Origin of the sequence: Limnothrix sp. FACHB-1083 (assembly GCF_014696485.1) — a bacterium.
Lineage (GTDB): Bacteria > Cyanobacteriota > Cyanobacteriia > CACIAM-69d > CACIAM-69d > CACIAM-69d.
In genome coordinates this window covers 61,005-81,194 of record NZ_JACJQD010000013.1, presented here as the reverse complement: position 1 = coordinate 81,194, position 20,190 = coordinate 61,005, and the positions used below count along the sequence as shown (strand labels likewise).

General features: G+C 55.9%; 16 protein-coding genes and 1 pseudogene. 4 read left to right on the top strand and 13 right to left on the bottom strand.

Going from position 1 to position 20,190, the window contains the following annotated elements:
- Positions 1-200: 200 nt before the first annotated feature.
- Positions 201-683: a hypothetical protein gene (locus H6F46_RS15835; RefSeq protein ID WP_190355651.1), complete on the top strand. Its 483-nt coding sequence runs from the start codon at positions 201-203 to the stop codon at positions 681-683.
- A gap of 290 nt (positions 684-973) precedes the next feature.
- On the opposite strand, the gene gyrA is transcribed toward H6F46_RS15835, so the two are convergent.
- The 4 genes from gyrA to H6F46_RS15815 all read right to left on the bottom strand — a co-directional run bounded on the left by gyrA (position 974) and on the right by H6F46_RS15815 (position 8,270).
- Positions 974-3,595, bottom strand: coding sequence for a DNA topoisomerase (ATP-hydrolyzing) subunit A (gene gyrA / locus H6F46_RS15830; RefSeq protein WP_190355650.1), 2,622 nt, complete (start codon positions 3,593-3,595; stop codon positions 974-976).
- Positions 3,596-3,969: 374 nt separating this feature from the next.
- Positions 3,970-5,547, bottom strand: coding sequence for a M10 family metallopeptidase (locus H6F46_RS15825; protein ID WP_190355649.1), 1,578 nt, complete (start codon positions 5,545-5,547; stop codon positions 3,970-3,972).
- Positions 5,548-6,674: 1,127 nt separating this feature from the next.
- Positions 6,675-7,706: a HEAT repeat domain-containing protein gene (locus H6F46_RS15820; protein WP_190355648.1), complete on the bottom strand. Its 1,032-nt coding sequence runs from the start codon at positions 7,704-7,706 to the stop codon at positions 6,675-6,677.
- 159 nt (positions 7,707-7,865) lie between these two features.
- Complete coding sequence (locus H6F46_RS15815; RefSeq protein WP_368670728.1) at positions 7,866-8,270, bottom strand: L,D-transpeptidase; 405 nt, start codon at positions 8,268-8,270, stop codon at positions 7,866-7,868.
- A gap of 890 nt (positions 8,271-9,160) precedes the next feature.
- On the opposite strand from H6F46_RS15815, the gene H6F46_RS15810 reads away from it, so the two are divergent.
- Both H6F46_RS15810 and hpsN read left to right on the top strand, forming a co-directional pair.
- Positions 9,161-9,718: a rhomboid family intramembrane serine protease gene (locus tag H6F46_RS15810; protein ID WP_190355647.1), complete on the top strand. Its 558-nt coding sequence runs from the start codon at positions 9,161-9,163 to the stop codon at positions 9,716-9,718.
- 99 nt (positions 9,719-9,817) lie between these two features.
- Positions 9,818-10,831, top strand: coding sequence for a hormogonium polysaccharide biosynthesis glycosyltransferase HpsN (gene hpsN / locus H6F46_RS15805; protein ID WP_190355646.1), 1,014 nt, complete (start codon positions 9,818-9,820; stop codon positions 10,829-10,831).
- A 218-nt stretch (positions 10,832-11,049) separates the two neighbouring features.
- Here hpsN and H6F46_RS15800 read toward each other — a convergent pair whose 3' ends face one another.
- The 8 genes and pseudogenes from H6F46_RS15800 to H6F46_RS15765 all read right to left on the bottom strand — a co-directional run.
- Complete coding sequence (locus H6F46_RS15800) at positions 11,050-12,393, bottom strand: TRAP transporter large permease subunit (protein ID WP_190355645.1); 1,344 nt, start codon at positions 12,391-12,393, stop codon at positions 11,050-11,052.
- Positions 12,393-13,070 (bottom strand): TRAP transporter small permease subunit, encoded by a 678-nt coding sequence (locus H6F46_RS15795; protein WP_242027997.1) that lies wholly within the window; start codon positions 13,068-13,070, stop codon positions 12,393-12,395. Before H6F46_RS15795 ends, H6F46_RS15800 begins: the two co-directional genes overlap by 1 nt.
- A gap of 58 nt (positions 13,071-13,128) precedes the next feature.
- Positions 13,129-14,226, bottom strand: a complete 1,098-nt coding sequence (locus H6F46_RS15790; protein WP_190355644.1) for a TRAP transporter substrate-binding protein — start codon at positions 14,224-14,226, stop codon at positions 13,129-13,131.
- A gap of 184 nt (positions 14,227-14,410) precedes the next feature.
- Complete coding sequence (locus H6F46_RS15785; RefSeq protein WP_242027996.1) at positions 14,411-15,112, bottom strand: DUF2834 domain-containing protein; 702 nt, start codon at positions 15,110-15,112, stop codon at positions 14,411-14,413.
- 63 nt (positions 15,113-15,175) lie between these two features.
- The gene (locus H6F46_RS15780; protein ID WP_190355643.1) at positions 15,176-16,027 is read right to left on the bottom strand and encodes an NUDIX domain-containing protein; all 852 of its coding nucleotides are present in this window, start codon (positions 16,025-16,027) and stop codon (positions 15,176-15,178) included.
- Positions 16,009-16,587: a nicotinate-nucleotide adenylyltransferase gene (locus H6F46_RS15775; protein ID WP_099534935.1), complete on the bottom strand. Its 579-nt coding sequence runs from the start codon at positions 16,585-16,587 to the stop codon at positions 16,009-16,011. Before H6F46_RS15775 ends, H6F46_RS15780 begins: the two co-directional genes overlap by 19 nt.
- 127 nt (positions 16,588-16,714) lie before the next feature.
- Positions 16,715-18,100 carry a nicotinate phosphoribosyltransferase gene (locus H6F46_RS15770; protein ID WP_190355694.1) on the bottom strand — a complete coding sequence of 462 codons (1,386 nt, stop codon included), beginning with the start codon at positions 18,098-18,100 and terminating at the stop codon, positions 16,715-16,717.
- 218 nt (positions 18,101-18,318) lie between these two features.
- Positions 18,319-18,630 (bottom strand): annotated as a pseudogene (locus tag H6F46_RS15765) (cupin domain-containing protein); the annotation flags it as partial.
- Between the two features lie 235 nt (positions 18,631-18,865).
- Between H6F46_RS15765 and H6F46_RS15760 the strand changes: the two are divergent.
- The gene (locus tag H6F46_RS15760) at positions 18,866-19,192 is read left to right on the top strand and encodes a heavy metal-binding domain-containing protein (protein ID WP_099534939.1); all 327 of its coding nucleotides are present in this window, start codon (positions 18,866-18,868) and stop codon (positions 19,190-19,192) included.
- A 29-nt stretch (positions 19,193-19,221) separates the two neighbouring features.
- Here the strand turns inward: H6F46_RS15760 and H6F46_RS15755 are convergent, their stop codons facing one another.
- Entirely contained in the window at positions 19,222-20,130 is a 909-nt protein-coding gene (locus H6F46_RS15755; protein WP_190355642.1) for a 6-carboxytetrahydropterin synthase, read from the bottom strand.
- Positions 20,131-20,190: the final 60 nt, after the last annotated feature.

Here is a 20,190-nt window from a genome sequence, read left to right as displayed (position 1 = left end):
GCCAGTTCGCGCCGTCCGTTCGCCAGCCCTGTCTCCCTTGCTCGATCGCCCTTGTCGATCGAAGCCACCGCGATCCACGCGCATTTGATAGGATGACCTGGGTTTGACAGTTCAATTTATAAAACTGGTTATCAAACTGGGCTTCGGCTCCTATCAGCCCCTTCCAACGGCACTAGTATCGGCATCTGAGGTACGTTTTCATGAGCAACCGCAACGTCACCGACACCAACAACCGCGCCCGCGACGATCGCGATGAAGTGCGCCTCGATGATCGCGATGATCGCGAGCAACGGGCCCTGCCTGCGGTTGTCCGCAAGCGCCCCCTCGCCCCCACCTATGGCCACCGTCCCGTCGGCGAAGATACTGTTAAGTTCATCGAAAGCGACCTGCCCAACAATCGCCCCGTTGAAGTCAGCCACCTGTCCTTGGTTCAAAGCAATCTACCGAAGCATCGCCCCGTGGAAACGAGCGAGCTGAAGGTGGTGGGCACGGTGGCCGCCTACGGTGCGCGCCCCGTGTCGGCCAGCAACTTGGAAGTGGTGGAAACCATCACTCTGTCGGGCCATCGCCCGGTGACGGCTAACACGCTGGACATTACGACCAGTGATTGGCTGCCCAGCAACCGGCCAATGGCTTCCAATGATTTGGGCGAAGATTCCAATCTGATGGGCTATCTCGACTAGGTTTGGTTCCGGGCGATCGCCCAGCCTGATGCGCCGGTTGATGTTGGCTCTGATCAAGTTGAATCAAATTAATCAATTTGGTCAACCGGAGCGCCGGTTCAAACTTGTACGGTCAGCGTTTAGCCGTTAAGCCAAGGTTTGGCAAAGCGAAATGGGGGTGTGGTTTTTGGCCATACCCCCATTTTGTTGATGGAATTTGTTGATGGGATTGGTTGATGGGATTTATGGGATCGATTGGGGATCAATTTTGGCCTAGGTTGCCCTAGGCGCATTTGCCCAGCAGCAATTGCCTAGGAATTTTCGTCCGGTTGAGCAACTTGATCCTCAGAGTCGGTGTTGCTATCGAGGCTGTCGCCGCTGGTGTCTTCCGGCGGCACGAGGGCCACGGCGGCGATCGAGTCATCCACAATTCGCTGCACCATCACACCCGTTGCGCCCCGCGATTGAATCGGGATCGCGTTCACCGACTGCCGAACGATCGTGGCACGTTTCGTGGCGATCGTGATTTCGTCGGAGTCATTCACCACCAACAGCCCGGCGAGGGAATCGTCAATGCCCTTACCAGATTTGAACTTGGTGGCAATTTTGCCCTTGGTGGCGCGGTTATAGAGCTTGAATTGCTCCACAGGGACGCGCTTGCCGTAACCCCGAGCGGTGATCACCAACACCCAGGGGCCGGGGCTGCTGGTTTCGGTGCTGTCGTCGCTGGTTTCCTCGATCGGTTCGTTGTCGTCGGCCGCATCATCGCCGGCCTGACCGACCCGCGAGGCGATCGCGGCGGGCAAAATATCAAGCGCCACCAACTCATCACCACTGCGAAGGCTCATGGCTCGCACGCCGCGTGCTGTCCGCCCCAGGGGCCGCAGTTGATCCCGATCGGCTCGGAAGTGAATCGCCATACCCGATCGGGAGCCGATCAAAATACTGTCTTCCTCGCGGGTCAGGCGCACCCAGCGCAGTTGGTCGCCCTCTTCCAGGGAAATGGCGATCAGACCGTTGGCGCGAATATTGCCAAAGGCGGAGAGCACGGTTTTTTTGATGTAGCCCTGTTGGGTCAACATCACCAGGTACAGATCTTCCGAGAATTCCGAAACGGCGATCACTGAGGTGATTTTTTCGTCGTGGGGAATTGGCAGCAGTTGAACGATCGCCGTGCCTCGGGCAGCGCGGGAGCTGGCGGGAATTTGGTAGGCGCTGAGGGCATAGACCACGCCCCGATCGCTGAAGAACAGGACTCGATCGCGATCGCAGCAAGTCAGGAAATGCTGTACCTCGTCGTCATCCTTCATTTTCGCGCCGGTTTTGCCCCGGGTGGCGCGGTTTTGGGTCTCGAAGGTGCTGACGGGCATCCGTTTGATGTAGCCCTGCTCCGTAATCACGATCGTGGCGCGATCGTTGGCGATCAGGTCAATTTCTTCCAGTTGGGCGCTGTCGCGGGAAATGGTGGTGCGGCGCGGCGTGGCAAACCGAGCCTTCAGGTGGCTCACTTCCTCTTCAATGATCGTCAACACCCGATCGCGCCGGGCCAGGATGTCTTGCAAATCCGTGATTTTGGCTTGCAATTCCTGGTGTTCTTGCTCGATCTTGTCCGCTTCCAAGGCCGTCAGACGGCGCAGTTGCATCTGCAAAATCGCGTCCGCTTGGGCTTCCGAGAGGCTGTAATCGCTCATTAGCCCCTGCTTGGCGGTGGGGGTGTCCGCCGCGTGGCGAATCAGGGCGATGATCGTGTCCATGTTGCTGAGGGCGATCAGGTAGCCTTGCAGGATGTGATCGCGCTCTTCGGCTTTCCGCAGTTCGTAGCGGGTGCGCCGTTCGATCGCCTCCACCCGGAAGTCCAAAAAGACCTGCAAAAAGTCCTTCAGGGTCAGGGTGCGCGGCTCGCCGTTCACCAGCGCCAACATATTTGCGCCAAAGTTCGCTTGAATCGGCGTGTGCTTGTAGAGGTTGTTCAGCACCACCTGCGCCCGGGCATCGCGCTTCAGCTCAATCACGATCCGCATCCCGTCGCGATCGCTCTCGTCGCGAATGTCGGAAATGCCTTCTAATTTCTTGTCGTTCACCAACTCGGCAATCCGCTCAATCAGCGCCGCCTTGTTGGTTTGGTAGGGCAGCTCCGTGATGATGATCGCCTCGCGATCGGGTGCGCCGCGCCGCTCGATCGTCTCCACACTGGCCACACCGCGCATGGTGATCGAGCCACGCCCGGTTAAATAGGCTTCCCGAATCCCCGACGTACCAAAAATCTGTGCCCCCGTGGGGAAGTCCGGCCCCGGAATCCAACGAATCAGTTCCTGATTGGTAATTTCGGGATTCTGGATCAGGGCACAAAGACCATCGACTAGCTCACCCAAGTTGTGGGGCGGAATGTTGGTGGCCATACCGACCGCGATCCCGGAAGAACCATTCAGCAACAGTTGCGGCAGCCGTGCGGGCATCACCGTCGGTTCTTGCTGGGAACCATCGAAGTTGTCGATGAAATCAACGGTTTCCGCTTCAATGTCTTGCAGCAACGATTCACTGGTCAGGGCTTGCAGCCGACATTCCGTGTACCGCATGGCGGCGGGCGGGTCGTTGTCGATCGAACCGAAGTTGCCGTGACCGTTAATCAACGGGTGGCGCATCGAAAAATCTTGGGCCATCCGCACCAGCGCGTCATAAACCGCCGTGTCGCCGTGGGGGTGATATTTCCCCAGCACTTCCCCCACCACCCGGGCGCATTTCCGGAAGGGGCGATCGGCCGCCAAACCCAACTCATGCATGGCATACAGAATCCGGCGGTGTACCGGCTTCAGACCGTCGCGGGCATCCGGCAGCGCCCGCCCCACGATCACGCTCATGGCGTATTCCAGGTACGATCGCGACATTTCCTGGCGTAGGTCGGTCGCGACAATCCGGTCTTCGGCAGTACTCATAGGTCTCTGGTGCAGAAAGTGCCTGAAAATTTATGGCCTAAAAACAAGTGCCTAAAAACGGCACGACCCCAAACGAAAGACCAAACGGGCGATCGGCCCGGCTTTCGTTCGGGATCAAATACACATCAAGGGCTAGTACACATCAAGGGCTAGCAAATCGTTCGCATCGTGGTGGCGCAAAAGCCCCAAAGGACAGATCGACGGCAAGCCTCATTTAGAACGGCCTCGGTTGGGCGAAATTGCCGTGAAATCGAGATTTCAGCCTCCCATTTTACCACGGGCAGCCAGAGGAACTGTGGCATGGGCCCCGGGTCGGGATCGGATGGTGCTTGGCCAGTGCCGCAAGCGACTGCTCAGACATTCCCCTAGAGTGCTCAGGCTAGGTGAAAGTCAGCGATCGAGAGTGCGCCGGTGACGATCGCCAAAGTCTCATTGCTGCTGGTTACTTGCACCAACGTGTTCGTTCCCTGGGGTCGCAGGGCGATCGCGCTGGGGGTCAACCCATTGACCAGATAAATGCCATCAATGCCCGACTGAAAGTCCTGAATCGTGTCTTGGCCCATGCCCGTGCCCAACACGAATCGATCGGCTCCGTCGCCCCCAAGCAACAGGTCATCCCCAAATTCACCAAACAGCACATCATCGCCCGCGTCCCCTTGGAGCCAGTCGGCATCGCGGCCGCCGTTGAGCTGGTCGTTGCCCAAACCGCCAATGAGGGTATCGAGGCCCGCGTTGCCCTGGAGTTGGTCGTTGCCCGCCTCGCCGCTCAGCCAATCATCGTCCAATCCGCCCCAGAGGGTGTCTTGACCGAGGCCGCCGCTGAGGCTGTCGTTGCCCCCGCGCCCCAAAATCACGTTGTCGGCATCGTTGCCAAGTACCTCGTCGGCTCCATCAGTGCCATTGAGATTTTCCAGGGTGACCCCAAAGGCGATCGACTTGCCCCGATCGAACATGGGATAGAGGGGTTGGTAGCTGGGATAGATATCAAAAAAGCGACCCTTGCGCCCCGTTTGGGTGGTTAACAAACCGCCGGGTTTCAAATCGAAATAGTAGCGATCGGAGGCTGGCAACGATCCCATTTCCAAGGTGTCAGTTCCGCCCCCATCCCAAATGGCTTCCACCCCTAAAAACGAAGTGGCATTCCAGGTGTACAAATCATTACCCGATCGCCAACTGGTATTAGCCCCGTAGAGATATTGCAGGGACTGAATGTCGTAGTTCATCAGGGTGCGGGAATTCTGGAAACTGCTAAAATCCCGCCCGTTGTAGGACATCACCGTGTTGTGGCGATGATCCAATTCTGGAGCCAAAACCGCCACATTAGAAGGCGCTTTACCGGGCACATCCCCCGCTTCGCTGCCATATTCCCGAGGATGTTTCAGCCCCATGGCATGGCCCAATTCATGAATTAAAGTGCCATAGCCAGCGCTGCCGGGCCCCTTCGTAAAAAAGTTGGGGTCAAACATTCCATTGGCCGACAAAAACACCTGTCCCCCATAGGCGCTTCCTGGAACATAGGCACAGGCCAAGGCATCGGGCAATTGCGGACTCTTGCCCAAGGTAACGCGCAGTGTTCCGCCCACTTCGTCCGGCACTTCTTGAAACTGAACCGGAATCACTTGGGAGTAGTTTTGCAACACTTGCCGCACGGCCTGTTTCACCGGTTCGGGAATTTCTGCCGGGTTGGTGATGGCTCCCTGGGCAACCGATGTCAAATTATTGACTGTGTTGGCATTGGGAAAACTGTAGGTAATCACCCCGCCAGGGGGCACATTCCATACTTGGGTGATTGTCGGATTATTAATATGCACCGCCAGCAAAGCATCAATGTTGTTATTGCCGCTGAGGGGAATGGCTTTGGTGTTGGCAGCAGTGCGCCAACGGAGAGTGGAAACTTCCGGAGCAATCTCGCTGTTTTGGTCGATCCCGGCCGGGGACATCTGAAGAGCCATAGGAGTTCTGTCCAACGCTGATAGGTCAAAGAAAGGCAGCCACCCTGCATGACGGCTACGACGGTTTTCAGCACCAGACTTGAGAGGTCAACGATTTGTGAATGACCTTAATCGTCGTTGCGAAATGCAACTGGAATTCAAGAATTTGAATGCACCATGAGCACGCAAGACTTAGCCGCGCGATCGGGCACAAAATGCAAAGTGATGCGAAGGCTATTCTTCGTTCCCAACGAAGACAACCTGGCGATCAATGGAGGCTCAATGATGAGTGGCAATCAAGTCTCAATTGATTGGAGCGATCCCGGCAGACGTAAAACTGGTTGGGGCGTTGAAAGGAGTCACGCCTGTGGTGGGTCTTCCCTCAGCATTCCCTCAGTGCATTGTCCTGCAACGCTGTGCAGCGGAGGACAGGGTTGATCCTGTTGAGTCGGTTAAACGGATAGGTTTGGATCGATGGATCTGGATGGATAGATCTAGATTGATAGACCCGAATCAATAGACCTGAATCGATAGATCCGAGCGCTTGGATCATGCAGATCTTGTAAATCTGCCTTGGGTGTGACGAGTTAGCTCTGACGAATCTGATGAATTTTGAATTTGGGTCGATCGTTGTGGGCTGTTCTTCGGTGCTGTGAAGAAACTTATGCGCTCAATTAAGGCTAATCAAATTGTTTGAATAAGCCAATGGAAGCGGTCTAACTAGAGCAGCCCCAAAAGACGTTAAGACTTTTTGTAGAGGACTTTTTGAAATCCTTACAATTAGTTTAAAGGATTCTGCATAAAATTGACAAGCTTGAATTTAAGTTACAACAACTTTTTTAATAATGGGCGAAGCAATGGATAAAGATGTGCAAAATGCGACATGAATGAACGCAATTTTAAGGCTTTCAGGCAATGCTGTGCGAAATCAAACATTCATTTCAAAACGATGTATGAAATAAAACACAGGGCAGAAGGAAAAACTTTCCGCCCTGTGAGTTCAGTTAGTTCTGGAATGAATCCGGATTTTCGGGGAATTCTTTACAATTGATTGCCCTATTTTTCAGTCCTCAGTTATTGAGGGGTTTGACCCACAAGGAGCGATCGCACTGAAGGGAAATCATGCGCTGGCTTCCGGATCGCCAGACCTAGGGCTGTTTGGGGCCGCCGTTGGGAGGCAGCGGTGATTCTTCAACCGGTTGGGCGATCGGGGCTTGGCTTTTGAAGCGCTCCAACCCTTTGGCAGCCGCTCGCACCACGATCGGGGCCGCATCATGGAGGGCTTTTTCGAGGCAGCTCACCACTTCAGGGCTGTGGACGGCGCTGAGGGCCTCGATCGCGGCGGCGCGTACGGTGGCATCGGGGCTGCTGGTGAAGGTCAACAGCTCGTTGATCAGTTTTTGTCCCTCGGCTCGCTGGCCGATCGCCCGAACCTTGGTGGCGAGTTGGGTCACTTGCTCGATCGGGCTGGGTTGATTGCTGGGCGCGATTGGGGCGATCGGCTCAGGAGTCGTGACCGGTTCAGTGACCGGTTCAGTGACTGGTTCCGCAGCTTGCTCCGCGATCGGTTCGGCCGCGGGTTCCGGTGTGGGTTCTGGCTCGGCGATCGGCTCGGCCACGGGTTCCGGTGTGGGTTCTGCAACGGGTTCCCCTGAGGCCGCCGTTGGCTCCGGTGCGGCGATCGGCTCTGGTGCGGGTTCCGGCGTAGGTTCCGGCGTGGGTTCTGCAACAGGCTCTGGTGCGGGTTCCGGGGCAGGCGTTGGCGCGGGCGCACCGGCTCCACCCCAAGGATCCGGGAGCTGGGCCGCCGGTTGACCGGTTGCCGCCGGACGCGGAGCAGAGCGTGCAGGATCGGGAGTGGGCGGTGCGGCGGTGGGGGCGGTTTGTGCTTTCAGTTGGGCAATTTCCGTTTGCAGGGCTTGCAATTCCCGATCGAAGTTTTTGCGAGCCGTCTGCTTTTGCACCTCAAAATCTTGCTCCAGGGTTTGCCGTTGCCGATCGAGATATTGCTTTTGCTGGCGTTCCAGGTCGGCCACCCGCTGTTGCATCAAATACCAGGCGATCGCACCGCCGATCACGACACCCAAAATCAACCCGACAAAGATCATGACTTGGTTCTCGCTGCCAAACAGTTCGAGACCATTTAACCAAGGATTCTCGTCCGTAGGCTGATTAGCCAATCCCGATCGGGAGAATTAGGGCCTGTCGCGATTTCCTGGCATCCAGTGAAGGTAGTTGATCTGCCATACCCAAATCATCGCAACAAGGGGCTTCAGTCCTTTGTCCCTCGCGATCAATTCAAAGTGGAGTAAGGGTTTCAGGGAATCTAATGACAATCCCTAGGGGCGAATCACGATCGGGGTGCCCACGTCGGCCCAGTTGAACAGCCAGCGGGCATGATCCGGGGCCACGTTGGTGCAACCGTGGCTGACCGGCGTGCCAAAGCGCTGATGCCAGTAAGCCCCGTGAATCGCATAGCCCCGGTGGTAGTACATCACATGGGGCACGTTGGGCACGTCGTAATCGGCCCCGCGCATTCGATCGATCGGGAGCTTGCGCTGAATTCGGAAAATTCCCGGCCAAGTTGGCGTGCCCGGTTTGCCCGTGGACACAATCACCGCATAAACGGGCTTATTTCCTTCCCAGGCGATCAATCGCTGATTGCTGAGGTGAATTTCAATCCAGCGCTCATCCGAAGCTCGCAACTCACACATGCGGGCCCGGTAGCGATCGCCCTCGTTCAGGCAGGGAGCCGCGCGATCGGGCGAGCGTGTTGGGGTGGGAGTCGGAGTTGGGGGACGGGTGGGAGTTGGGGTCGGAGTCGGCGGGCGCGTTGGGGTCGGAGTTGGAGTTGGCGGGCGCGTTGGGGTGGGAGTCGGAGTTGGGGGACGGGTGGGAGTTGGGCTGGGAGTCAGGGTGGGAGTGGGAGTCGGCGGGCGCGTTGGTGTGGGTGTGGGTGTCCCAGGGCGGCTGGGACTGGGGCTGGGAACCGGGTCGATCGACTGGAGATAGGCCAACGCAACGCCGGGCCAACCCAACCACAGGGCGATCGCCCCGCCCCAAAGTCCCCGCCACCGACGCGCAGCAGCAGGGCCCGATCGAACAGCAAGGGGCAACTGGGCAGCCAAACGAGGAGAACAATTAGGAAACATGGCGACGGGGCCCGAATAAGTCTTCAGCGATCGCTTGCCATCCTCCCTGGTCACGGAGGCCGACTGGCCAGGAGGTAAGCGCAGGAGAAACTTGCCCGAACTGGCAAACTCAACGCAGACCCTGAACCCAGGTTCTGGAATTTTGAACTCAGTCCGGGAACCCATGGGCGATCGGTCGTTGAAAAGCAGCAGTGGACGGCCAAGGCGTTGGAATGCAGAGAATCAAAAGCCTGGCTGTCTTCAGCCTAGCCAACATTTCCATCTCACTAGCGATTGTGCGGGACAGATTTCCAAAACGGTCGATCGCCCGATCGCCATCACCTCGAATTCAGCACCCCGCGACAATCGCCCGATCGCGCCCCTACCGACGGTTCCGTTCGCTATCCTGGCTATAGTGGAAAACGCGCACCGTGCTCCTTTCCAATGGCGTTCCTCTGGGAATCCTTTCCAGTCGTCAATTTCAGTAATCACTCCTTGAGCATGTGACCGAAGAACTCAAATCCCAAGGGCGATTTTTGGCATCGCTGATTGGCCTCCTGTGGCTGCTGGAAATTGTTGATCAGTTTGTTTTTCGGGGCTATCTCGATGTATTGGGCATTGTTCCCCGCAATGTCATCGGCCTGCGGGGAATTGTCTTTGCTCCCTTGCTTCATGGCGACTTGGCCCATTTGATGGCCAACACCGTGCCCCTGGGGGTGCTGGGTTGGTTGGTGTTGGTGCGCGGCCGCGAAACTTTTTGGAAAGTGACCGGCGCGATCGCCCTCATTAGCGGTCTGGGAACCTGGCTGATTGGCCCCAGCAACTCCATCCACATCGGTGCAAGTGGTTTGGTATTTGGCTATCTCAGCTATGTGCTATTTCGGGGCTGGTTTGAACGCAGTGCCAGCGGCATTTTGCTTTCGATTTTTATCTTCAGCCTCTATGGCAGTTTGATCTTTGGGGTGCTACCGTTGCGCTCGGGCGTGTCCTGGCAAATGCATCTTTTTGGGTTCGTTGGCGGGGCGATCGCGGCGCGGTATGTTGACCGCCCCCGCCCCTAGCGGCCCTTCACCGGACAACGCTCGGATGCTCTTGGATTAAGATTTACGGTTCGATCGAATCGCTCCAGCCATCCTAGCCATCCCCCCACGGTTGCTGATATGAGTCAGGTTTCCCAGTTGCCAAAGGTTTCAGTCATTGTGCCCACCTACGGGCGCGAACAAGTGCTTTGCACCTCGATCGAGGATGTGCTCGCCCAGGACTATCCTGATTTTGAAGTGATCGTCGTTGACCAAACCCCGCAGCACCTGCCCGAAACCGAAGCGAAACTGGCCCAATGGGCCGATGGGGGCAAAATCCAATGGCATCGCCTGCGGTGGGCGAGCTTGCCAGGGGCCCGAAACTTTGCGGCCCGGCGATCGAGTGGTGAAATTCTGATTTTTATTGATGATGATGTGCGCCTGGAGCCAGGTTTCATTGCGGCTCATGTGGCCAACTATGGCGATCCCCACATTGGAGCGGTGGCCGGGCGCGTGTTCGATCGCATGAAATTGGAGCAAGAATGCACCAAACATGTGGGCGAATTTGATTACCAAGTGCCGGAAGCCTCTGACCCCGCGATCGCCTGGTATCACATCGACCTAGTGCGGGCCACCCAGCCCCAACCGGTGATCACTGCCCGAGGTTGTAACATGTCCTTTCGGCGCAACCTGTTTGTGCAGCATGGCCTACGGTTTGATGAACGCTATCGGGGCAGCGCTGTTCGCGAAGAGTCCGACTTTTGCTTAAGCCTGCGTAAAACCGGCTTCAAAATTTGGTATGACCCCGCCGCCCATTTGGTGCATTTAGGCGAAGAAACCGGCGGTTGCCATGACATCAGCACCCGCTCGATCGGCTATCAAACCACCTTCTATCACAACCATTTTTGGCTCGGATTCAAACACCTCAACCTTGGGCAACAGATTCGCTTTTTTGCCAAACTGTTTGACTGCCATGTTTTGGGTCATCCCCCCTGCTACAAGAGCGGTTCACCCCTAAAAGTATTGGTACGTTTTGGCTGCTACTGCATGGGTTTTGCTAAAGCTTTAATCACGGCTTTGGTTGGCCTTTGGGATGATGGTCAAGTGTATTCTCGGCAGGATCAACAGCGCGATCGCCCGGCCCTGAATTCCTAGATTCCTTCGCTTGGTTCTTCCGTAGATTAGACCGAGCTTTGTAAAGCCCGACTCGATCGTCACGAGCCTTGTTACTGTTGGGTTTTGCAACTTACTGTTGTTGGGCTTCGTGCCTCAACCCAACCTACGGGATGATCTACAGCATGATTGTTGGCCGGCCTATTTTGAGAAGAGGATGAAGGCTTTTTACTGATTTGCAAAAGAGATCTACTGTCTAATCAGTCGAAGCTGAGAGACGGTAACCACATCACCAAATCCGGGAACAGAATAATAATCAGCAACACCAGCAGTTGCAGACAAATAAAAGGAATTACCCCCCGATATAGCTCCTCCGTTTTGACAATGGCAGGCGCAACGCCCCGTAGATAAAACAGGGCAAATCCAAAGGGTGGCGTGAGGAAAGAAGTTTGCAAGTTCGCCCCTAAAATCACCCCATACCAAATCATATTGAACCCAAGGGCTTTGGCAACGGGGGCAAAAATCGGAACCACAATAAAGGCGATTTCAAAGAAGTCAATAAAGAACCCCAACAGGAAAACCACCAACATATTGAGGGCTAAGAAACCTACTCCCTCGCCCGGCAGATTCGACAGAATTTCGAACATGAACCGATCGCCGTGGAGACCCCGAAAAACCAAACTGAAAGCCGTTGAACCAATCAAAATGAATAGGGCCATGCTGGAAATGCGCAGGGTGGCTTCGCAGGAGTCCCGCAGGGCAACCCAACTGAATTGGCGATTCAACAGAGCCAGGGCGATCGCCCCCAAGGAACCCACCGCGCCCGCCTCCGTGGGGGTGGCAATGCCAAAGAAAATGCTCCCCAACACCAACAAAATCAGCACCAACGGGGGCAACATGGACTGCACCACCCGTTGCCGCAATTCTCGGCGCGGCATTTGGCAAACCTCCGGCGGCAGGGCCGGCGCGGCTTCCGGCTTCAAAAAGGCCACCAGCAACACATGCAAGGCAAAGGCCCCCGCCATCATCAGGCCGGGAATCACTGCCCCCAGGAACAGATTGCCCACCGAAACACCCAATTGGTCGCCCAGCACCACCAGCACCACACTGGGCGGAATGATTTGCCCCAAGGTTCCAGAAGCGGCAATCACCCCCGTGGCCAGCTCGCGATTGTAGCCATAGCGCAGCATGATGGGCAGGGAAATGAGACCCATGGCCACGACCGTTGCCGCCACGACTCCCGTTGTGGCCGCCAGCATCGCCCCCACCACCACAACCGCCAGGGCCAAGCCACCCCGCAAGCGGCCGAACAAAATACCGACGGTTTCTAAAAGTTGCTCGGCAATTCCTGACTTTTCCAGAACGGATCCTAGGAAAATAAAATAAGGAATGGCCAGCAACGTGTAGTTTTTCATAATGTCAAAAATGCGGCTGGGCAAGGCAGCTAAAAAGCTTGGCTCAAACGCATCGACATTGATTCCAATCAGGGCAAAAACAATGGCAACCCCACCCAAGGAGAAGGCGACGGGATAGCCGAGGGACAAAAAGAGCAGCGCCCCCAAAAACATGAGGGGCCCCAGCCAGTCAAATCCAAGGGTTTCCATTAGCGATCTCCCTCCGATGAGTTTTCCGAGGGGTTCTCCGATGCTTGGCTGGCCGATGGTTGGCTGGGTTGATGGGGGGCGATCGAGTGGGCAATCGGCTGCGACGAGGGATCTGCGCCTAAACCGGCAATGATTGCCAAGTTTTTAATAATTTCTGAAACTCCCTGAATCATCAAAACCACAAAACTAATTAAAATCAATCCTTTGATGGGATAGCGCGGCAAACCACCGGGATCGGGCGAGAGTTCCTGAACCATCCAAGCATTGGCTGTCCATTGCCAAGAAGCCATCAAAACCAAAGCCGAAAAGGGCATTAGAAACAGAACGGTTCCAACTAAATTGGCGATCGCCTGGGTGCGGGGCAACCAATTTTTATAGAACACATCTACCCGCACATGGCCATTCCGCTGCATTGTGTAGGCAGCACCGAGCAAGAACACACCGCTAAAGAGATACCACTGCAACTCAATGCTGGTGTTGGAGGTGAGATTTTGCCCGATCGCCCGGCCCAAATAGCGACCAATCACATTCCAAGACCCGATCGCCAGCATGGCCACCACCAACCAGCCCATGGCTTGGCCCAAGCGAAAATTCCAGCGATCAATTTGTCGAGACAGCCGCAACCAGGGAGGGAGTTGCTGTTGAAGCCACCGTTGCCAATTCTGCATAGTTTGCATAGGTTTAAACGGGGAAAATTTAAAGGATTTGAAAGATTCAAAGGCAAGATTGGATGGTTTAAGGTTTAACCGCTTCCGCAAAAACCCATTCATTGGTGTTGTTCCAAGCAATCACCGATTGTTGAAAGGTTTTCCAAGGTTCATAAATGGCCTTGAAGTTTGCATCTCGCTGGGCTAAGTCTGCAAACAGTGCTTCTGTTTCCGTTTTGGCTTGTTTTAAAATTTCGGGGGAATAGGGCCGCAGTTGTGTGCCACTGGCAATGAGAGTTTTGAGGCCTGCTGCGTTGAGGGCTTCATAGTTTGACAACATGGCATAGTTGGCTTCTTGGGCTGCCAGTTGAATCATCTGTTGATAGGCTTTTGGCAATCGGTTCCAGGCTTCTAAGTTGACAAAGAAATCGAGTGTGCTGCCGGGTTCCCACCAACCGGGATAGTAATAAAAACGGGCGGCGCGGTTCAGTCCCAATTTTGCATCGTCATAGGGGCCAACCCACTCGGCCGCATCAATGGTTCCCCGATCGAGTGCCAAGAACACTTCGCTACCGGGCAACACCTGCACATTCACCCCCAATCGCGACATCACCTCGCCACCAAGACCAGGAATTCGCATTTTCAAACCCTGCAAATCACTGAGGGTTTGAATTTCGCGTTTAAACCAGCCCCCCATTTGGGTTCCCGTGTTGCCAGCGGGAAAATTAATAATATTGAAGCTGCGATAAATGGCTTGCAAAGCTGTTAAGCCGCCGCCAGCATAGAGCCAAGCATTTTGTTGTTGAGCCGTGAGGCCAAAGGGCACTGAAGTGCCAAACGCGAGTCCTCGATGCTTGCCCAAATAGTAATAGCTGGAACTGTGGCCGCATTCAGCCGCTCCGAGCTGTACTGCGTCCATCACTTCCAGTGCGCCCACAATTTCTCCGGCGGTGTGGGGCGTGATGATGAATCGGCCGTCGCTGAGTTCTTTGACCCGATCGCAGATGCTGACTAAGCCACCAAAAATGGTGTCGAGGGCTTTGGGCCAACTGGCGATCGCCCGCCACTGAATTCTAGGTAAGTCGGCGGCAACGGGCGGGCCACCACTGGGTTTGGGAGCACAAGCGGCAGCAGCGGCCGTCACGGAACCCAGCCCGATCGACTGCATTAAATGGCGACGTTTCATGGGTTAAAACACTCTTCCAAAAGACGCTGGAACAGCCCGAAAGGGATTGAAGCTTTCAACGGAATTTGCAAAGTTTGCAAAGTTTATAAAATTCAAAAAAATTCAAAAAATTCTGAAAAAGCCCTGAAGAGACTTTAGAAGTTTGCTAAAAGCCAACCAGGTTCACTCCCCCAATAATTGCTAGTTACTCATTCGTCACCTGAATCGGTGGGCGAAGGCAAAGGTAAGCCAAAGGCCCCACTAAAGGCAAAAACGTTAGCCATTGCCAAATGGTTTGCTGATGCCAACCTCTCCGGGCTAAATCATCGCCCACCAGGGCAGGAAACAGCAGGGAAAGCATCAGAAAATCGAGGCTCATCACATGGATAAATCGGCTGGTTTGCCACTGTTGCCCAAAATCTGACCAGTTGCCTTGGGACAGACCCCAACCCAGCAGCCCGATCGCCCCAATCGCGAGGCCCAAAGCCAGCCAACGGGAATCCCAGAACCGAATCAGACGCGATCGCTCGCCCGTGAACTGTGGGTTCGATCGCCGCAGGGCCAGGTAAGGCAACAGGGCAAAGGCTCCCAATGCCATTGACCCGATCGCAAAGGGCCAAGCACGCACCGGTTGCCCCCGCCCATCGGCAAACAGCAAGCAACAGTAAACCAGCGGCCAAATGCCCATCAGGTTAAAAAGAGCCACGATGAGCGGATTTTCGCCGGATACTTGACCCGTCGAAAGGCGAATGATCAAATCCAAGGTGTCCGGGCGATCGGGCGGAGCCAGCAGGAAAGCATAGAGCGTGAAGCCGGCCCACAGGAGCCAAAACCAAGGCTGGGCCGGTTGCTTGGCTTGATCGGCCGGCAACTGGTCAAGATCGGGGGAGTTACTGGGCGCAGTCATTGGCGTTTTGGGCAGGGTCTTTGCAGGCGATTTTGACTATTAGACCAGGATTTCGCCCAAGATTTAGACAAAAACGAGGGGCTTATTTTCCAACTGTTGAAAGGCGATCGCATCAAATTGATAAAGACTAGCCGGGCGACCAGCACCGCGCGACACCTTCACGCCCGTGTCCAACAAAATTCCCAGCTTCAGCAAGCGGCTGCGGAAGTTGGAATAGTCTGAAAAGTTTTCGCCTAAAACAATGGTGTAAAGCTGATAAAGATCGCTGAGGGTGAAGGATTCCGGCAACACATCAAAGGCGATCGGGCTGTATTCCAATTTGTTGCGCAAGCGTTGATAGCCGTATTGCACAATTCGATCGTGATCAAAAGCCAGTTCCGGCAGGCGATCAAACGGATACCAAGCAATCCCGATCGCCCCATCGGTGGCAAAATCCGCGATCGCCTCCACCTCCGCATAGCGCACCAGGGCAAAGTAGCTGACGGACAAGTACCGCACTCCGAAACTGTCGGCGGCTTCCCGGGGATCGCGGCCGGGCCCACCGAAGGTATAAAGCTGCTCTAGGTACAGATGCCGGACGCGAATTTTTTCCGCCAAGACGCGATAGGCCGCCGCTTCCAGGGCCTCGCCTTGGCGCACCAAGGTTCCGGGCAAGCTCCAACAACCGGCAAAGGGTTCGTGTTGCCGCATCACCAGCAACACCAACAGTCGGCGCTTGTCGCTGTCCACGGAAAAAATGACGTTATCAACTCCTACTTTGAAATCGGCCAGGGAATCGCCCGCCAGGGGAGCAGGCGATTGTTTGGCACTCTGTTTGGCGCTCTGTTTGGCGCTCTGTTTGGTGCTCTGTTGGGCACTAAGCTTGGCACTGAGTTTTGCATTGAGGCGATGGGAACCTAGCCGACGTTCTGCCATAGGTAAAGCTGCTCACCCCGAATATAGGCTTCAATTTCGGGGGGGATACTGTTGCGATCGCCCGCTTCCCGATAGGCGGTGGAAGAACTGGCGGGGCTGCTGAGGTCAGCCACCTGCACCCTGGCTCCCAGGTCGGCTAAATGTTCGATCGCGGCCGTTTCCAAGGGATAGCCCGGCCGAGGAATCACCAGCAATTGGGCAAATTGCAGAATGTCTGCCGAGCGATACCAACGGGGCAGTTGGGCCACCAAATCTGACCCAATGACTAGGCTGAACTGGGCGTGGGGCCAGCGTTCCCGGGCCCGTTCCAACACCACCACCGTGCGCGGGTGGCTCAGGTCTGGACAAACCTGCACATGGGCGGGCCGTGGTTCGATCGACTCGATCAGCACCCGCAACATGGCCGTGCGACAGTCGAGGGGAGCGCGATGACTTTTGAAGGGATTGTCCGCAGCCCAAACCGCAACCCGATCGAACCGTTGGGCCAACCAAGCAACAATCGCCTGATGGCCATAGGTTGGGGGATCTGCACTGGTTCCAAACAACGCGATCGACATCATGGGATTCTGGCCGCCAAAACAACGGCAGGAATACAGGTTTGTGGAAAATGACGGGTTGATGGAGCGGAATTGGCAACCACTGGGGTGCTGGCCTTGGGACAGTTTGGGAAGGAGCGTGGAAAGCAGCTTAAGAAGCAGCTTGGATCGATTGATGCACCCGAGTCGTGAGCGATTGTAGCGCAGGCGACAGTTCCGGCCGCACTGGGGTTGGGTCATGGATCGATCGCACCGCCTCCGGGAGGCTTTGAACCTGCGATCGGGTGCGTTGGGCAATGGTCAGCAGGGATTCTGGATCCGTCAGCCGTTGTCCTGCACGCATCACGGGCCGCAACAATCCCAGCTCTGATCGGGGCACTTCATCAGCCAACACCAGCCGATCGCCCAACCAACGGCCCGCCTCGTCCCGATCGCGCAGCACCTGTTTTCGGCCCGGATAGGTGGCCTTGCCGCTGGAGCCTTTGGCCACCGGTTGCCCCGCCAACTCCACTAATTTATAAACCCCATTCACCGGCTGGCCCGTCACCAACTTTGTGCCCACGCCATAGCCATCAATCTCAGCACCGGCCGCCCGTAGGCGATCGATTTCCGCCTCATCCAGATCGCCGCTAACCAAAATTTGCGTTCCCGGCAATCGATCGCGCGCTAGCTGTGACAGGCTCACCAAGTCTCCCGAATCCAATCGGATGGCCGGCACGGGGGCCCCACCGGCCCGCACCCGCTCCGCCAACTGTTCGATCGCCCGCACCGGGTCAAAGGTATCCACCAGCAGTGTCCCATGGGGAAACAGTCCCTGAAAAGCCTCAAACGCCGCCAGCTCCGACCCCATGGAAGCGCCCAGGGCCATCACCAGGGCATGGGCCATCGTGCCCGCCGGTTGTCGCCCCAATTGCAACGCCGCCTCCACATTAGAAGTGGCATCCAAGCCGGCCGCCAAGGCCGCCCGCGCTGCCCACAGGGCCGCCTGGGGACTGAAGGCCCGCCTTGTGCCAAATTCCAAAATTTGCGCCCGATCGCCCGCCACATCCCGCAACCGAGCCGATCGCGTGGCCACTAAGGTTTGATAGTTCAGCACATTCAGCAAATAGGTTTCCACCCACTGGGCTTGCCAGAGGGGAGCCTCAATTCGCAGCAGCGGTTCATGGGCAAATACCACGGTTCCTTCGGGCACGGCCCACAAGTCTCCCGTAAACCGAGCCGTCGCCAGCAAGTCCCAAAATCGATCGGGCGCATGGTCAAACAGCCCCGTGGCCCGCAGTTGGGCCTGTTGGGACGCGCTGACCTGAAACTGTTCCAGGTATTGCAGGGCCTGTTCCAGTCCCATGGCCACCAAGTAGCCAAACCCATCGGGCAACCGGCGCGTAAACAGCTCAAAACTGGCGGTTTGTTGCTCCACCGCCCGATCGCAATAGCAAGCGATCATCGTCAACTGATACAGATCCGTCAGCAGGGCGCTGTTGCCCACTTGAGCGTCTAGGGTTGCGGGCCCCAAGTCGGGCGTGGTGAGGGTCAACATAACTGGGGAAGCGATCGATCGGGCGATCGCCAGGAGGGATCTTGAGGCAGTCACACCGCTCTGGCCGTTGACGGGTGGCCGGTCAATTTATTTATAGTAATTTTTACCAAAAATAGCAACCCACCTGTTCCCAATCGCCTCTGCAACTGGCACAGGTCGTCAGGGTCTGTCCTCATTTCCTGGGATTCAACGAAAACAGTTGATTTTCCATGCCCCAAGATGAAGGTCAGCGGCTCGGGCCCCAAGCTGCGCACGAATTGTTTAGCGTTGGGCGGAATATAAACCGCATCCCCCGGCTCAATGATTTGCACCTCGCCATCGATGTGCATTTCCCCCCGCCCCGCCATGATGTAGTAGACCTCTGAGGTGGTCAGGGAATGGGGCAGCGAGGTTTCGCCCACGGGCAAAATCGCATGGGCCAAGCTATAGCGCAGGTCGATCGGCTGTTTGTCGGGATGCAGCAGCTCTCGCAAAATCGAATTATCGCCGGCCACAAATTCTTCGCAATCGCCCAACTTTCGTACCAGCATGGTTGAGACCCCGTGCAACATCTGCGGGCCATTCAAGCAAAATTTGCCGCCATTCGTGGCGATTAAGTGGCCATTGACCCGATCGAGCGGCTTGGTCTTTTCTGTGAAAGTCACCAAAACCCGTGAACAGTCCCCCACAACCCCTCGGTCGATCGCCCATCAATCTTGCTACAACAGGGATGAGATCAAGCAAAACCCAACAAAAGAACCGATCACCGGAATTCCTAGTCACACTATGTTGCTAACCACAACCTCCAGCCTCGAAGGCAAGCGCATCATCTCCTATTACGGCGTGGTCAGTGGAGAAGCGATCTTGGGGGCGAACATTTTCAAGGACTTTTTCGCTGGCATCCGAGACGTGATTGGCGGGCGATCGGGTTCCTACGAAAAAGAACTGCGCAAGGCCAAAGACATCGCCATGAATGAAATGAAAGCCGCTGCTACGGAATTGGGAGCGAACGGCATCATTGGCATTGATATTGATTATGAAACCATTAGCCTGTCCAACGGCGGTGGCATGTTGATGGTGGCGGTCAGTGGCACGGCGGTGCGGTTTGAGTAATGCGGTTTGAATAGCTGGCACGAACTGCCCTAGTTTGCACCCACGCCCGCCGGTTTTCCTTGGTCGATCGCGCTGGTCACGGGGCGATCGACCCACGGAGCCTCCGTTTGCACATACACTTCACAGGAATTATTTTCGGTTTCATCCAACCGAATTTTGACCAACTGCACTCCCAATTCTCGCAATGGCTCCAGCAGTTGATCGCGAATATAAACGGCAATATTTTCCGCCGTGGGCACAATGTCTTGAAAGTAGGCAATATCCTGATTCAAAAAGGTGTGATCAAGCTGCTCCACCACTTGCATTTCAATGAGATTGTGGAGCCGGTTGAGTTCAACAACCATCCCTGTTCTAGGGTCAATTTGACCGCGCACCGTCACCCACAATTGATAGTTGTGGCCATGGCCACTGGGGCGGGAACATTTGCCATAAATTTCGCTATTTTGAGCCAAGGTCAGGGTTGGCAAAGCCAAACGATGGGCGGCGCTGAAGTGGGTATGAACCGTTAGATGAGCTTCCATAGCTTGCCCTCGATATTCCACAACTAAACCGGGATCGGGCGACAGTTGCACTTGCCGCAGTTGCAAGCCCTGCCGCTGCCAACATTGGCTCAAACGCTGCCACAGCACCTGGGCCACCCACTCGCTGGTGGGCAGGGTGTTGGCAAATTCTGGCCAAATTTGGTTGAGGTTGGCTCCGTGCAAGGGTTCCAGCACTTCCCGTTGCAGGGCGCGCTTGATGGTGGTGGATAGGTTGGCCACCATGCCAAAGGGATCGATCGGCCCTTGGACTTGCACCCAAAGCGTGAAGGTGCTGCCGGGCGATCGAGCGGCGATCCCGAACCGTCGATGATTTTCCGCCTCCGTCAGTTCCGGCAACCAATAACGGTAGCTTGCGGAAAATTGGACACGACGGCTGATGGTGCAAAGATCGCTCATGCAATGCGGCTCGATCGGGACGATGATTCGCTCAGACTTCTGGATTCACCCTGACAAGAG